17 protein-coding genes are annotated in these 14,910 nt (G+C 50.4%); all 17 read left to right on the plus strand.

Going from position 1 to position 14,910, the window contains the following annotated elements; translation table 11 throughout:
* Window positions 1-32 precede the first annotated feature (32 nt).
* The 17 genes from ffh (at window position 33) to XMG48_RS01135 (ending at window position 14,906) form a co-directional block, all read left to right on the plus strand.
* Window positions 33-1,415, plus strand: a complete 1,383-nt coding sequence (gene ffh, locus XMG48_RS01055) for a signal recognition particle protein (RefSeq protein WP_173480213.1) — start codon at window positions 33-35, stop codon at window positions 1,413-1,415.
* Between the two features lie 168 nt (window positions 1,416-1,583).
* Window positions 1,584-1,832 carry a 30S ribosomal protein S16 gene (gene rpsP, locus XMG48_RS01060; protein ID WP_173480214.1) on the plus strand — a complete coding sequence of 83 codons (249 nt, stop codon included), beginning with the start codon at window positions 1,584-1,586 and terminating at the stop codon, window positions 1,830-1,832.
* A 20-nt stretch (window positions 1,833-1,852) separates the two neighbouring features.
* Window positions 1,853-2,386 carry a ribosome maturation factor RimM gene (gene rimM / locus XMG48_RS01065; protein ID WP_173480215.1) on the plus strand — a complete coding sequence of 178 codons (534 nt, stop codon included), beginning with the start codon at window positions 1,853-1,855 and terminating at the stop codon, window positions 2,384-2,386.
* A 3-nt stretch (window positions 2,387-2,389) separates the two neighbouring features.
* On the plus strand, window positions 2,390-3,130 hold the full coding sequence (gene trmD / locus XMG48_RS01070) for a tRNA (guanosine(37)-N1)-methyltransferase TrmD (RefSeq protein WP_173480216.1): 741 nt from the start codon (window positions 2,390-2,392) through the stop codon (window positions 3,128-3,130).
* Window positions 3,131-3,158: 28 nt separating this feature from the next.
* A complete protein-coding gene (gene rplS, locus XMG48_RS01075; RefSeq protein WP_173480217.1) occupies window positions 3,159-3,515 on the plus strand; it encodes a 50S ribosomal protein L19 in 357 nt (118 codons plus the stop codon).
* A gap of 127 nt (window positions 3,516-3,642) precedes the next feature.
* Window positions 3,643-4,977 carry a hypothetical protein gene (locus XMG48_RS01080; RefSeq protein ID WP_173480218.1) on the plus strand — a complete coding sequence of 445 codons (1,335 nt, stop codon included), beginning with the start codon at window positions 3,643-3,645 and terminating at the stop codon, window positions 4,975-4,977.
* On the plus strand, window positions 4,977-5,903 hold the full coding sequence (gene xerD, locus XMG48_RS01085) for a site-specific tyrosine recombinase XerD (RefSeq protein WP_371731422.1): 927 nt from the start codon (window positions 4,977-4,979) through the stop codon (window positions 5,901-5,903). Before XMG48_RS01080 ends, xerD begins: the two co-directional genes overlap by 1 nt.
* A gap of 35 nt (window positions 5,904-5,938) precedes the next feature.
* Window positions 5,939-6,655, plus strand: coding sequence for a DsbC family protein (locus XMG48_RS01090; protein ID WP_173480219.1), 717 nt, complete (start codon window positions 5,939-5,941; stop codon window positions 6,653-6,655).
* Between the two features lie 239 nt (window positions 6,656-6,894).
* Window positions 6,895-8,196 (plus strand): homoserine dehydrogenase, encoded by a 1,302-nt coding sequence (locus XMG48_RS01095; RefSeq protein ID WP_173480220.1) that lies wholly within the window; start codon window positions 6,895-6,897, stop codon window positions 8,194-8,196.
* Window positions 8,197-8,208: 12 nt separating this feature from the next.
* A complete protein-coding gene (thrC, locus tag XMG48_RS01100; protein ID WP_173480221.1) occupies window positions 8,209-9,603 on the plus strand; it encodes a threonine synthase in 1,395 nt (464 codons plus the stop codon).
* Between the two features lie 35 nt (window positions 9,604-9,638).
* The gene (locus tag XMG48_RS01105; RefSeq protein ID WP_173480222.1) at window positions 9,639-10,436 is read left to right on the plus strand and encodes a YdcF family protein; all 798 of its coding nucleotides are present in this window, start codon (window positions 9,639-9,641) and stop codon (window positions 10,434-10,436) included.
* Window positions 10,433-12,163: a single-stranded-DNA-specific exonuclease RecJ gene (gene recJ / locus XMG48_RS01110; protein WP_371731421.1), complete on the plus strand. Its 1,731-nt coding sequence runs from the start codon at window positions 10,433-10,435 to the stop codon at window positions 12,161-12,163. The genes XMG48_RS01105 and recJ overlap by 4 nt, the downstream gene beginning before the upstream one ends.
* Before the next feature lie 21 nt (window positions 12,164-12,184).
* Window positions 12,185-12,367, plus strand: a complete 183-nt coding sequence (locus tag XMG48_RS01115; RefSeq protein WP_173480223.1) for a hypothetical protein — start codon at window positions 12,185-12,187, stop codon at window positions 12,365-12,367.
* A complete protein-coding gene (nfo, locus tag XMG48_RS01120) occupies window positions 12,355-13,242 on the plus strand; it encodes a deoxyribonuclease IV (RefSeq protein ID WP_371731420.1) in 888 nt (295 codons plus the stop codon). The genes XMG48_RS01115 and nfo overlap by 13 nt, the downstream gene beginning before the upstream one ends.
* The gene (locus tag XMG48_RS01125) at window positions 13,239-13,874 is read left to right on the plus strand and encodes an NUDIX domain-containing protein (protein ID WP_173480224.1); all 636 of its coding nucleotides are present in this window, start codon (window positions 13,239-13,241) and stop codon (window positions 13,872-13,874) included. The genes nfo and XMG48_RS01125 overlap by 4 nt, the downstream gene beginning before the upstream one ends.
* Window positions 13,867-14,319 (plus strand): DUF1249 domain-containing protein, encoded by a 453-nt coding sequence (locus XMG48_RS01130; protein WP_173480225.1) that lies wholly within the window; start codon window positions 13,867-13,869, stop codon window positions 14,317-14,319. The genes XMG48_RS01125 and XMG48_RS01130 overlap by 8 nt, the downstream gene beginning before the upstream one ends.
* Window positions 14,319-14,906 carry a YqiA/YcfP family alpha/beta fold hydrolase gene (locus XMG48_RS01135; RefSeq protein ID WP_173480226.1) on the plus strand — a complete coding sequence of 196 codons (588 nt, stop codon included), beginning with the start codon at window positions 14,319-14,321 and terminating at the stop codon, window positions 14,904-14,906. The genes XMG48_RS01130 and XMG48_RS01135 overlap by 1 nt, the downstream gene beginning before the upstream one ends.
* Window positions 14,907-14,910: the final 4 nt, after the last annotated feature.

Raw genomic sequence — 14,910 nt, forward strand, 5'->3', positions numbered from 1 at the left:
CGACCCATTAGACCCGCACAATGAGGAATAGAATGTTTGCAAATCTTCAAGAACGCTTAACTGGCACGCTTCGCTCCGTTACAGGACGCGCGAAACTGACCGAAGACAATATTAAGGATACGCTGCGTGAAGTACGTATGGCGCTTCTTGAGGCTGATGTTGCCCTGCCGGTGGTTAAAGAGTTTGTAAACGCGGTCAAAGAGCGTGCGGTTGGACAAGACGTTTCTAAGAGCCTAAGTCCTGGTCAGGTTTTCGTTAAGATCGTTAACGAAGAGTTGGTTCGCGTGATGGGTGAAGCGAACGAGCAGCTTAACCTTGCGGCAACGCCACCTGCTGTGGTGATGATGGCCGGTCTGCAGGGTGCGGGTAAAACCACCTCGGTTGCAAAGCTGGCGCGTTTCCTCCGTGAGCGTGAAAAGAAGAAGGTGTTGGTCGTATCAGCTGACGTCTACCGTCCAGCAGCTATTCGTCAGCTAGAGACTCTGGCTGGTGAGGTGGATGTCGAGTTCTTCCCGTCGACTATTGAACAGAAGCCGATCGATATCGTTAATGGCGCGACGGCGCATGCAAAAATTCAGCATCATGATGTAGTCATCGTCGATACCGCGGGTCGTCTAGCGGTTGATGATGCCATGATGGCTGAGATTAAAGAGCTGCATGCAGCGGTTAATCCGGTCGAGACACTGTTCGTCGTTGACTCTATGACGGGTCAAGACGCTGCGAACACGGCAAAAGCTTTCAATGAAGTCTTGCCTCTTACTGGTGTTATTCTGACTAAGACCGATGGTGACGCCCGTGGCGGTGCGGCTCTGTCGGTACGTCACATTACTGGCAAGCCTATTAAGTTCCTAGGTGTTGGTGAGAAGGTCGATGCCCTTGAGCCTTTCCACCCTGATCGTGTTGCTTCGCGTATATTGGGTATGGGTGATGTGCTCTCCTTAATTGAGGAAGCTGAGCGCAAGATTGATAAGGATAAAGCGGAAAAGCTGGCGAAGAAGGTCAGCAAAGGTAAGGGCTTTGATCTAGAAGACTTCCGTGATCAGATCAATCAGATGAACAACATGGGCGGCATGATGTCGATGATGGAGAAGATGCCGGGTATGGGGCAGATGATCCAAGCGGCACAAACAGCTCAGGCTGAGCAGGGCATGAAGAAGTTTGCCGTGATCATCGATTCAATGACGGCTAAAGAGCGTCGCAACCCAGATATTATCAGCGGCTCGCGTAAGCGCCGTATTGCGGCTGGTTCGGGTACCAACATCCAAGAGATCAATCGCCTGCTTAAACAGCACAAGCAGATGGCCAAGATGATGAAGAAGTTTGGTTCTAAATCGGGTATGGCGAAACTGGCGCGTGGCATGAAAGGGATGATGCCACCGGGTATGGGTGGTCCTGGTGGTTTCCCACGTATGTAATTGATCAAACTCTGATCAAAAAATAGCTTTTAATGGGCGCAGTATTCACGTAGAATCTGCGCCCTATTTAATTTGGCCTTCATCTGTCTGGGCAATTTGCTGGGATTGGTGAAGAAACAACAATGATGGGCGATCTCAAAACCCATCCGCGAAATAAAGGGGTCCTTAATGGTCACTATTCGTTTGTCCCGTGGTGGCGCTAAAAAGCGTCCGTTCTATCACATTCATGTCGCAGACTCTCGTTTTGCGCGTGACAGCCGCTTTATTGAGCGTGTTGGTTTCTTCAATCCGGTTGCTCGCGGCCAGGAAGAGCGTCTACGTCTTGATCTAGAGCGCGTAGAGTACTGGGTTAGCAAGGGCGCTCAAATGAGCGAACGTGTTAGCACACTGGTTAAAGAAGCACGTAAAGCTAAGTAATTGATTAAGGCCTGATAGCAGTGGCAGAGATTGCAGCAGAGGACTACGTAGTTCTTGGACGCTTCAACTCACCTTTCGGTGTACAGGGTTGGATTAAAGTCTACTCATACACTGATTCGATGGAGAATATCCTCAGCTATCGCCCCTGGTTGGTAAAACAACAAGGTGAATGGGTACCGGTTAAGGTAACCAGCGCTAAAAAACAGGGTAAGGGTTTAATCGCAAAATTGGACTCTATAGATTCACCCGAAGCAGCCCGCCAATATTGTGAAGCGGAGATTGCAGTACCACGCTCGGTTCTACCAGTGTTGGATGACGGTGAGTACTACTGGAGTCAATTAGAGACATTATTGGTTTATACCGAATCCGGCGAATTGTTGGGTCGGGTAGATCACCTAATAGAGACCGGCGCAAATGATGTGTTGGTTGTTAAAGGTACAGACGAGAGCGTTGATCGTGAGACACGATTGATCCCATATGTACCGGATCAGGTGATCAAACAAATTGATTTAAACGCTGGAACAATGCGGGTCGATTGGGACCCAGAGTTCTAAGTTGTGTGGTTTGGGATCGTATCGCTGTTCCCTGAAATGCTTGAGGCGGTTAGCCGTTTTGGTGTTACAGGCAGAGCAGTTAAAAACGGACTGATCCAAGTCGAGAGTTGGAATCCAAGAGATTTTACTCACGACAAACATCGCACCGTCGATGATCGCCCCTTTGGTGGTGGTCCTGGGATGTTGATGAAGGTTCAGCCATTGAGAGATGCGATAGCGGCGGCGAAAGCGGCAGCACCCAGTCAGGCTAAAGTGATCTATCTGTCGCCACAAGGCAGACGCTTAGATCAACAAGGTGTGACAGAACTGGCCACGGCAGAGAGTTTGATCTTTGTCTGCGGTCGCTACGAAGGGGTTGATGAACGCCTGATCGAAGCGGAAGTGGATGAAGAGTGGTCACTCGGTGATTTTGTCCTGAGTGGTGGTGAGCTCCCAGCCATGGTGATGGTTGATGCGATATCAAGAATGGTGCCTGGTGTACTGGGTGACCAAGCCTCTGCTGAAGAGGACTCCTTCTCGGAAGGATTGCTTGATTGTCCACACTACACACGACCAGAACAGTTAGATGGCGTTGGCGTACCGTCGGTATTGATGAGTGGAAATCACGCAGAGATACGTAAATGGCGCCTAAAACAGCAGTTAGGAAGGACCTATGAGCGTCGCCCTGATCTGCTAGAGAAGATCGATTTGGACCCAGAACAGCAAACGTTGTTAAACGAATACATCGGCGAGACTAAAAAGTAGTCCGCAGTTGAAAAGTTAGGAGCGAGCGATGAGCAGCAAAAACTTAATCATTCAGCAGATCGAAGCTGAACAAACTGGTAAAGAAGTACCGAACTTCGGCCCAGGTGACACTGTAGTAGTTCAAGTACGTGTAGTAGAGGGCAACCGTAGCCGTCTACAGGCGTTCGAAGGTGTAGTTCTAGGTAAGCGTAACCGCGGCCTAAACTCTGCTTTCACTGTACGTAAAATCTCTCACGGTGTGGGTGTAGAGCGTACTTTCCAGACCTACAGCCCAGCGGTTGAAGCGATCGAAGTTAAGCGTCGTGGTGACGTTCGTCAGGCGAAACTTTACTACCTACGTGAGCGTAGCGGTAAGTCTGCACGTATCAAAGAGAAGCTTAACTAAGTTAATTTTATTAACTGAGTTGATCTCGATTAAAAAAGGCGACCATGGGTCGCCTTTTTTATTGCTCAAATTTCTCCTATTTCTAATAGTGGTCTAGTATGAAGTGATGACTGTTGGGGGGAATCCTTTGCGTTGGTTTAAAACCGTTCTACTGTTATTGATAGCGACGCTACTGGTCGGTGGGGGCGGTTATGCCTATGTCTATTACAAAGCTAAAGCCTATATCGATGATACGTTGACGGTTCTGCTGCCTGGCTATCGTGTGCACTATGAGCAGTTGGTTCTGGATCCACGCGGTGAAGTCCGAATTGAGTTGCTGCAGGCGGCTCCTTTCGGTTATGAGTCTGCCATTAAAGTGGCCAATATCAGTATTCGAGCGGACGCGCCGCTCTTCTTCCTGCAGCCCTCTCCTGTCAGCAGTGCTTCTGACTGGCCCAGTTTCTTGGCCATCAAAATCGATAAGTTAAGAATGGATCTGGCATCCGATTTTATGGAGACGGCTCTTGCGAACCAGAGTGCTGCTGCGAGCAAAGGGTTAGTTAACATCGCGGCACTGGGTTGTGGCGATGTACGTGAATTCTCTCTGCCTGTGTTGCGAGATATGGGATACCCCGAAATTCAGGCGGATCTTAACATTCGCTTAGACCCAGATAACGATAATGGACGTCTAGTCTTGGGTAGTCAGATTCAGCTGTTGGGTATCGCCTCGCAACGATTGGTGTTGGAAGTCAGTTTTACACCTGGATACCTTGCACCACAAACCTTGTTGGCGGCCAGCCCGCGAGTCCAGCGTTTTCAGTTTGCCTACCAAGACCTTGGATTTAATGCTCGCCGCGATACCTACTGTGCTGAACAGACTGATGTAACCGAGGCGGAGTATCGCTTGGCGCATGCCGATCTGTTAAAAGCTCAGGCTACACAGTTGGGTATGCAGGTACCAGAGCGGCTTTGGAATGCCTATGAGCAGGCCATTGCTCCGGGCTCAAGTGTTGATTTGGGCATCTCACCCGCAGGCGGTATGGGCAGTGAGCTGTTCGTATTGATGAACGCCCCCCACGTCTTAGCTGAACGCTTGAATCCCTCTTTGCGCATTAACTCTGTGGGGCTTGATTTAGCGGGATTGGATTGGGAGTCCTTGTTGCCAGATGCGGAGCAGGCTGAACAGTTAACCCCTCAGGAGGAGGGGTTGGTCAATGTTGAGCAGCTCAAGGAGAAGATTCTCTCTAGCCGCGAAGTGCAAAAGCTTGAGGATTCTAAGCAGTTCTATCCTGCTAGCTTTGATGAGTTGGATGACTATCTACAGTATCAGATTCGTCTCTACACCCACTTCGGGCGCTTTATTGAGGGGCGTTTGATCGAGGTGGCAGACAATAAGTTAGTTCTACTAAGAAGGGTCGATCAAGGGTATGCTTCCTACTCTGTTGATCGAAACTTTTTAGAAACTATTGAGGTCTACCGTTAGTGCCGGATGCACGTTTTACTGCGCAAAGCCCTGACTCCAAAGATGCCGCGTTAATCAAAGAGTTTATTCAAGGCTTGTGGATGGAGCGTGGCTTAAGTGATAACACGCAGAGCTCCTATCGACGCGATCTTAATCAGTTTGCCTGTTGGTTGAATCAGCAGGGAAAATCACTGATGGCTGTTACGCAGTCTGATTTACAGCACTATCTTGCCTGGCGCCTCTCTGAAGCGTTTAAAGCCAGCTCTACTGCACGACAACTCTCCTGTATCCGTGGATTTTATCGCTACCTATTGCGCGAAAGTGTGATCGACGTTGACCCTACGTTGAATATCTCCAATCCAAAGCGCGGGCGCGCGTTGCCAAAGTCCATTTCCGAAGCAGAAGTGGATGCGCTGCTTGAGGCGCCGGATGTTGAAGATTCACTGGGGTTGCGAGATCGAGCTATGTTGGAGCTGTTGTACGGATCCGGGTTGCGTATCTCTGAGTTGATTGGGCTTGAGGTGGGTCAAATTGACCTGAGGGCTGGGCTATTACAGGTTGTCGGTAAGGGTGATAAAGAGCGACTGGTCCCTGTTGGCGAGGCGGCCATTGATTGGTTGAAACGCTATCAATCAGCTGCACGGCCACTGTTGATGGGTGCTACCAACCCTGAAGCGCTCTTCTTGAGTCGTCGAGGACAGCAGATGACCCGACAGACCTTTTGGCATCGTATTAAATTTTGGGCCCAGCAGGCGGGCGTTAAATCAGAACTATCGCCCCATACGCTTAGACATGCGTTTGCAACACACTTGTTGAATCATGGGGCGGATCTTCGTGCCGTGCAGATGCTATTGGGGCATGCCAATTTATCGACCACCCAGATCTATACGCAAATTGCCACGCATCGCTTAGAGCAGTTGCACAAGCAGTTTCATCCGCGGGGTTAAACTGTCACACTGGGCGCAATTTTTAAGGAGTTAAGATGAAAACCTTGTTCGTACTGTTGTTGTCCCTTGTGACTTTGCCGGCTCTGGCAAATACAGAGACCCTGATTGAAGAGAAGCTGAAAGCGGTTGATCCTTCGATTCCTATTACGCTGATTGAGCCGTCCGATATGACCGGTTTTTATGAGGTGCTACTCGGTTCTGGTGAGGTGCTCTACGTCAGTGAAGATGCGCAGTTTATTCTGTCGGGCAAGGCGTATCAGATCACACAAGAGAACCGTCTGATCAATCTTACCGAGAAGCGCTTAAGTGGGATGCGTTTAGATGCCATGCAGCAGGTGGCTGATAGCGATATGGTTATTTTCCCAGCTAAAGGTGAGAAGAGAACTCGACTTTATGTCTTCACCGATATCGATTGCCCCTACTGTCAGAAGCTGCACGAAGAGGTGGATGCTCTGAACGAAGCGGGTGTCGAAGTCGCTTACTTAGCCTTTCCTCGCTCTGGTCCTGGCGGTGCTACTGCGTCACGTATGGATCAGATCTGGTGTGCCGATGACCGCTTAGCAGCAATGGAGTCAGCGCTAGATGGTGGCTCTGTTAAAGCGGATGGCTGCCAAACACCCGTGCTTGAACAGCTGGCGCTGGGTCAAAAGCTAGGGGTTACCGGCACCCCTGCGATGATTACCGAGACGGGTGATCTATTACCGGGTTACATGCCAGCCGAGCGTCTGCTGCCGGTGTTGGGGATTAAGTAATCTCTGGAAAATGCTGGTAGGGTCGTGACAGGCTGAAAGCCAGTCACGTTTCTCTGTAGTTAGGTTGAAGCACTGGTGTCAGGCTTCAGCCTGACATCCGCCCTCTAATTACGCTTTTTATCAGTAAAACCTCCCTAATACCCATAGTTCAAACACCCTTTTTTAGCTATAATATGCCCCATTTTTTAACGCTCTGGGTCGGGTGAACCGCTCGAGCTCACTTCGAATGAGGTAAGGTTGTGAAGCCGGTAAAAGTTGGCATCTGTGGAATGGGTACTGTCGGTGGCGGTACGTTCGATGTTCTTAATCGCAATGCGTCTGAGATTGCACGTCGTGCGGGTCGTCGAATTCAGATTGAACAGGTCGCTATGCGTCGCCCTAACCCTGCGTTTGATACGACAGGAATCCACGTTACATCGGACATTTTCGAGATCGCAACCAACCCTGAGATCGATATCGTCATTGAGCTGATCGGCGGTTACGAGACAGCCTTTGATCTCGTGATGACGGCCATTCAAAACGGTAAACACGTCGTCACTGCGAACAAGGCGTTGATCGCGGTGCATGGCAACGAGATTTTTGCGGCTGCGCAAGAGAAGAATGTGATGGTCGCGTTTGAGGCCTCAGTTGCTGGTGGCATCCCAATCATCAAAGCGATTCGTGAAGGTCTATCTGCGAACAAGATCGACTGGTTGGCTGGCATCATTAACGGTACCGGTAACTTCATTTTGACCGAAATGCGTGACAAAGGTCGTGCCTTTGAAGATGTATTGGCGGAAGCTCAGGCGTTGGGCTACGCAGAAGCGGATCCGACCTTTGATGTTGAAGGCATAGACGCAGCGCACAAGCTGACCATACTTGCCTCAATCGCGTTTGGTATCCCACTGCAGTTCGAAAAAGCCTACACCGAGGGTATCAGTAAGATCACTTCACAGGATGTGAACTACGCTGAAGAGCTAGGCTACCGCATCAAGCACCTAGGTATTAGCCGCCGCACAGCGAAGGGTATTGAGCTACGTGTTCACCCAACGATGATTCCAGAGAAAGCGTTACTGGCCAATGTTGATGGTGTCATGAACGCCGTCCTTGTGGATGGTGATGCGGTGGGTCAAACCCTCTACTATGGTGCGGGTGCCGGTGCTGAGCCAACGGCTTCTGCAGTAGTTGCTGATGTGGTGGATGTGGTTCGTACACTCACTGCTGACCGTGACAACCGAGTTCCCCACTTGGCTTTCCAGCCTAGCGAGCTTTCAGATGCTGAAGTGCTTCCTGTTGAACAGGTTGAGAGTGCTTACTACCTTCGCTTGCAAGCCGTTGAGCGCCCAGGCGTGATGGCTCACATTACCCGCATCCTCGGTGAAAAAGGGATCAATATTGAAGCCGTGATTCAGAAACCGATCCGTGAATCACAGGTGCCTGTCATTCTGCTGACTCAACGAGTGGTTGAATCGACAATGAACGAAGCGCTTCGCGAGATCGAAGCACTGCCAGACGTTGTGGGTGAAGTGACCCGCATCCGTGTTGAACAGCTGGCTGATTAAGAGGAATTTTCGATGCGTTATATTTCGACTCGTGGTGATGCGCCCGCACTCAATTTTGCGGATGTGCTATTAGCTGGTTTGGCGTCTGATGGGGGTCTCTATGTACCTGAGACTCTACCGACTTTCTCGAAAGAGGAGATCGCAAGCTGGGCAGGCCTTAGCTATGCGGATCTTGCCTTCAAAGTGATCAAGCCGTTCGTTGAAGAGTGCATTAGCGACGGGGATCTTAAATCGATGATCGATGAGACCTACGCTGTCTTTAAACACGATGCCGTAGCACCTTTGGTTCAGATCGATAGCAACGAGTTCGTTCTTGAGCTGTTCCATGGTCCTACCTTGGCATTCAAAGACTTCGCACTGCAGTTGCTCGGTCGTTTGATGGATCATGTGCTGAAACAGCGCAATGAACGCCTGGTGATTATGGGTGCTACCTCAGGTGACACGGGTTCTGCAGCGATCGAAGGCTGTCGTCACTCTGATCACTTGGATATCTTCATTCTTCACCCTTACAACCGTGTCTCTGAAGTACAGCGTCGTCAGATGACGACCGTATTGGAAGACAATGTCTTCAATATCGCCTTGGAAGGTAACTTTGATGACTGTCAGGAGATGGTGAAAGACAGTTTTGCTGATCAGAGCTTCCTAAACGGTATGAAGCTGGGTGCAGTGAACTCAATCAACTGGGCTCGTATCATGGCTCAGATCGTCTACTACTTCTCAGCCTCGCTGACCTTGGGTGGCCCTCATCGTCCAGTCTCTTTCTCGGTTCCAACGGGTAACTTCGGTGATATTTTTGCCGGCTACCTCGCTAAACAGATGGGTCTGCCGATCGATCAGTTGGTGGTAGCGACTAACCGTAATGACATTCTTCACCGCGTCATCAGCGGTAACGATATGTCTAAAGGTCAGCTTGAGCATACTCTGTCGCCATCGATGGATATTATGGTCTCGTCGAACTTTGAGCGTCTTCTATTTGATGTTTATGGTCGTGACGGTAAAGCCGTTGCTGATCTGATGGCGCGCTTTAAGAGAGAGTCTGTTCATCTTGGTGATGGTGAGTGGGATAAGGTTCGCGAGCTGTTTAACAGCTACGCCGTTGATGATGAGACAACCTGTCAGGTTATTGCTGATGTCTACGAGTCGACTGAGTACCTACTGGATCCGCACACAGCGATTGGTGTTAAAGCAGCACGCGAATGTCGTCGTGATATGAGTGTACCGATGGTCACTCTGGCCACCGCGCACCCGGTTAAGTTCCCAGATCCTGTTGTGAAAGCAGGTCTTGAATCGCCTAGCTTGCCGGCTCATATGAGCGATCTGTTTGAACGAGAAGAGCGTCTGTCGGTGCTGGATAACGATCTGGCCACAGTACAACAGTTTGTGGCGACTCACTCGCACAAGAGCTAAATGAATCGCCCCTCCTTTGAGGGGCGTTTTTTTGTATGGACAGTTTCTTCTCACTCTCAAAGCTTTTCTGGTTCCTCGCTGCACCTGACCATCTTTTGGTCTGGTTGATGCTGCTTGGCCTTTTTTTACTTTGGTTAGGTAAGCGCCGCTTAGCTAGCTGGCTGCTATCTATTGATCTACTGCTGTTGATGGCGATTTTATTGATGCCCTTGGGAGATGCGGTTTTGTACCCTTTGGAGTCACGTTTTAAGCAACCGGATCTGAATCAGATTGAGCCCGCCGGGATCGTGATTTTGGGCGGCGGTGAAAACCCTGATCTCTCTTCGGTTTGGCAACAGTCCCAGTTCAATGCCGCTGCTGAGCGGGTGATGGTGATTCCAGCCTTGGCTAAGCGTTTTCCTGAAGCGAAAATCATCTTTACCGGTGGCAGTGGGTCCGTTCTCCGTCAATCGTTCAAAGGGGCGGATGGTGTGGCCGATTATCTGGGGCAAATAGGTCTTGCGGATAGGGTCCTTTTGGAGAACCAGTCCCGAAACACCTATGAAAATGCGCTATTGTCGGCAAAATTGTTGGGTGATGTGCCTGATAAGCCGTGGTTGTTGGTGACCTCGGCTTTTCATATGCCGCGCTCTGTAGGTATCTTTGAGAAACAGGGTTGGCAGGTCATTCCCTACCCAGTGGATTACTACACGACGACTACAACAGGCTTTAAGTTGGATCCAAGGCTGTGGCGTAACATGCGAGACCTTCACACCGGTTTGCGCGAATGGATAGGCCTGGTTGTCTACTACCTAACCGATAAAACTGATCAGCTTTTGCCAGGTGAGTCTTGAGCGAAGCGATGATTATTGAGCGCCCAATAGGCGCTGTATCTTCCTCACTTGCCTCTTTGCATCCGGTGATTGCGCGTATCTACGCCGGGCGCGGCGTGTCTGAGCTCAGTGAGCTTGAAAAGGGGTTGGAGACCCTGCTCCCCGATGGTGCCATGTTAGGCATTGATGCCGGGGTGGCAAGGCTTGTCACTGCGCTTCGGCAACAGGAGTCGATCCTGATTGTTGGCGACTTCGATTGTGATGGTGCGACCAGTACGACGACAGCGTTACTGGCTCTGCGTGCGTTTGGTTTTAATCAGGTCGACTATCTCGTTCCGAATCGATTCGAATACGGCTATGGCCTGTCTCCGGAAATTGTTGAGGTTGCTCAGCAGAAGCAGCCCGATCTGATCATTACCGTTGATAATGGTATCTCCAGTATCGAAGGTGTTGATCGAGCCAATATGCTAGGGATCGATGTGATCGTGACAGATCACCACCTGCCGGGCTCGGTATTGCCCAAGGCTGTGGCAATTATTAATCCCAATCAGGCCGGCTGTCAGTTCATGGCGAAATCGACCTGTGGTGCCGGAGTCATCTTCTATCTTTTAATCGCACTTCGTCGTCAGCTGCAGCAGCTTGGTTGGTTTGAGAAGAGCGGAGTTAAGGCTCCGAATTTGGCTAACTATCTTGATCTTATTGCTTTGGGTACGGTGGCCGATGTAGTGCCTCTGGAGCGGAATAACCGCACCTTAGTGCATCAAGGGTTGGCCCGTATCCGTGCCGGCAGAGCGCGTCCGGGCCTCCTTGCGCTTTTAGAGGTTGCTGGGCGTGATAATCAACGCATTAGTAGCTCTGATTTGGGGTTTGCCGTTGCACCACGTCTTAATGCGGCAGGTCGTTTGGATGACATCAGCTTGGGTATTGAGTGTCTACTAGAGGAGGATCCACAACGTGCCCGTGAATACGCTGAACAGCTGGATGCCTTAAACCGCGAGCGACGCTCTATTGAGTCTGAAATGCAGGCTCAAGCGATGGCCCATTTAGAGTCGTTGGATCTTTTGGAGGCGGAACGCCCAGCCGGCATAGCGCTCTTTAACGAGCAGTGGCACCAAGGCGTTATTGGTATTCTTGCCTCTCGCGTTAAAGAGAAACTGCATCGACCGGTGATCGTGTTTGCGCCGGGTGATGAGGGTGAGATTAAAGGATCGGCTCGTTCCATTGAGGGGTTCCATATACGCGATGGATTGGATCGTATAGCGACCGAACATCCTGGCTTAATTTCAAAGTTTGGTGGTCATGCGATGGCAGCCGGTTTGACCATTTCTAAAGCGGATCTAGCCCGTTTCGAGACTGCTTTTGCGGCTGAAGTGACTCGTCAGACACGCAAAGAGGATCTGGATCGAGTGATCGAGACAGATGGTGAGTTGGCACCTAATCAATTCACCATGGAGTTGGCTCAGATGATTCAAGAAGCGGGCCCCTGGGGGCACCAATTCCCAGAGCCGAGCTTCCATGGTGAGTTTCGACTGTTGCAGCAGCGTATCGTCGGTCAAAAACATCTGAAAATGGTACTGCAAGAGCCGACAACAGGCTTGGCACTGGATGCAATCGCCTTTAATGTAGAGTCTGATATTTGGCCGAATGCGTCGATCAATCGTGTGCGTGCCGTCTACCGATTGGATATCAATGAATTTCGTGGGCAGCGCAGCTTACAGCTAATGGTGGAGTGGCTTAAGCCACTCTAGCCCGATAATAAGGAGAAGAGAATGAACGATTTTACGACAGACGAACTGGGTATTTTGGTCTCTGTATTTGAGCGTGCTGGAGTCGCTGAAGATGGATCCGCTGAGGGTAGTCTATTGAAGGTGATTAAAAGCGCACACTCTGAGCGAATGGAGCTTGAGTCGATGGACTTTGACGACTGTGCAGGTGGTGCGTGCAAGCTGTAAGTAACTCACTGAAGCCCTACTACGTTGGTGCCCATGTTAGCGCAGCGGGTGGGGTGCAGAATGCGCCATTGAATGCGGCGGCGATCGGTGCCAATGCGTTTGCGCTGTTTACTAAGAATCAGAGACAGTGGGTAGCTAAGCCGCTTGCCGATGAGACAATCGAGCAGTTTAAAGCGAACTGTGCCGAGCATAGCTTTCTGCCAGAGCAAATTCTTCCGCACGACAGTTACCTGATTAATTTGGGGCACCCAGAGGCAGAGCCACTTGAGAAGTCACGCGACGCCTTTGTTGATGAGATGCAGCGTTGCGAGCAGTTAGGGCTCTGTTATCTGAATTTTCATCCGGGCAGTCATCTTAAAAAGATCGATGTGACAAGCTGTTTAGCGACCATCTCTGAATCGATCGATATCGCGACTCAGGAGACCGAACAGGTCATCGCCGTGATTGAGACGACGGCGGGGCAGGGATCCAATTTAGGTTACAGATTTGAAGAGATTGCGGCCATCATCGACAAAAGCCGATACCCTGAACGCATTGGTGTCTGCATCGATACCTGCCATATTTTTGCTGCAGGTTATGATCTACGCACTTTTGAAGCCTGTGAGCAGAGTTTTGCCGAGTTTGAACGACTGATCGGCTTTGATAGGTTGTGCGGTATGCACATTAACGACTCTAAAATAGCGCTGGGTGGTCGCGTCGATCGTCACCACTCATTGGGTCAGGGTGAAATTGGCTGGGAGGCGTTTCGTTACATCATGCAGGACGATCGTTTTCGTGGTGTCCCGCTCTGTTTAGAGACTATTGATGAGACGATTTGGCCAGAAGAGATTCAGCAGTTGCGTCAATTTGCTGGCGAGAAACAGGCTGCGCAATGAGTTCTGAGCACTCCAAACCGGCTTGGGCTCCCAGCTTTGGGCAACAAGATTATCGCTTGATCAACGATGAGACGGCCTTTCAGGGTTATTTTCGGGTTAAGCGGTTAACGCTTGAGCATAAGACTTTTTTAGGTCAATCGATTGAGATCACACGCGAGCTGTTTCAGCGGGGAGATGCGGTCTGTGTGCTGCTTTATGATCCTGCGAAGGACTCTGTCGTGTTGGTTGAGCAGTTTCGGGTTGGGTCTCTGCAGGGCCCCTCTCCATGGATGCTTGAGGTGGTTGCTGGTGTGGTGGAAGAGGGTGAAAGCTCTGTACAGGTTGCTAAGCGTGAGTCGATTGAGGAGGCTGGCTTGGTGATCGGCGAGCCGCGTAGAATTATTCGTTATCTGCCCAGTGGCGGTGGCTGTGATGAGTGGATCGATCTGCTTTATGCTGAGGTGGATTCGGAGCAGGCCAGAGGCATTCATGGTTTGCCGGAGGAGGGTGAAGATATTCGTGTTCACGTCCTTTCGAGTGATGATGCCATAGAGTTAGTCAATCAGGGTGTTATTAATAGTTCGCCTGCCATCATAGGTTTGCAGTGGCTGGCGCTGAATAAATTAAGTTTACAAGGTGCTGTTGATGCATGATGTGAAGCGTAAGTACGTACCGGATTTGGTAAAACAGAGTGTTGTCTCTGAGACCAACTATGCCCGTCTGATGCGTCTGCTTCCTGCTCAGCAGGAGTCTATTGAGTTTCGTATCGAGTGGCATCAACACGCCTATGTTGTCGCCATTAAACGCGATGAGGAGTTTGCCTACACCTCGACGTGGACACTCTCTTACTGGCCTGAGCAAGCTTCCCCATGGTTTAACCCACAGTCTTTTGTGATACGTCTCTATCATGATGCACGGATGGCGGAAGTGGTCTGTTTAAAACGTCGCTCACAACTGCCTGGACGTTACGATTACCCTAATGATGCGATGCATCAGCCAGATGAAAAATACCAGCTTAATCAACATCTTGCGGAGTGGTTAGGACACTGTGCGACTCAGGGTGTGCGTCATGATGTGAAGGTGGTGAGCGGACAGTAATGCATTTTCTCTATATTCACGGTTTTAACAGTTCACCCGAGTCGCTTAAAGGTCAGCAGTTGATACGCCACTTTGAGTCGATCGGTAGGGCATCGCAGCTATCAGTACCCGCATTGTCGCACTGGCCAGAAGAGGGGATGCAGCAGCTAGAGACGATTGTTCAGCAGCATGACGAGCTACTATTGATTGGCAGCTCTTTGGGTGGTTTTTATGCGACTTGCCTCAGTGAGCGCTACGCACATGTAAAAGCCATTTTAGTTAACCCGGCGGTTGCGCCACACACACTGTTGGGTGCGTTACTAGGTCCGCAAAAGAATTTCTACTCTGGCGAAGAGTATGAATTGACGCTTGAACATATGGCTCAGTTAGAGCGGTTGTATTATCCTCAACTGACATACCCGGAACGTCTACTGCTGATGCTGCAAGAGGGAGATGAGACCCTCGACTATCGTGAGGCTGTTAGCTACTACAGTGAGTCCTCGCAGATTGTTCAACCGGGCGGCCATCACGGCTTTGAAAATTTTGAATCCATGTTGCCGACGATTTTTGCCTTCGCTGAGAATCGCTGGCAGCCTGAGAACGGCTAGGAAA

It is taken from the genome of Marinobacterium sp. xm-g-48, from assembly GCF_013282925.1.
Lineage (GTDB): Bacteria > Pseudomonadota > Gammaproteobacteria > Pseudomonadales > Balneatricaceae > Marinobacterium_E.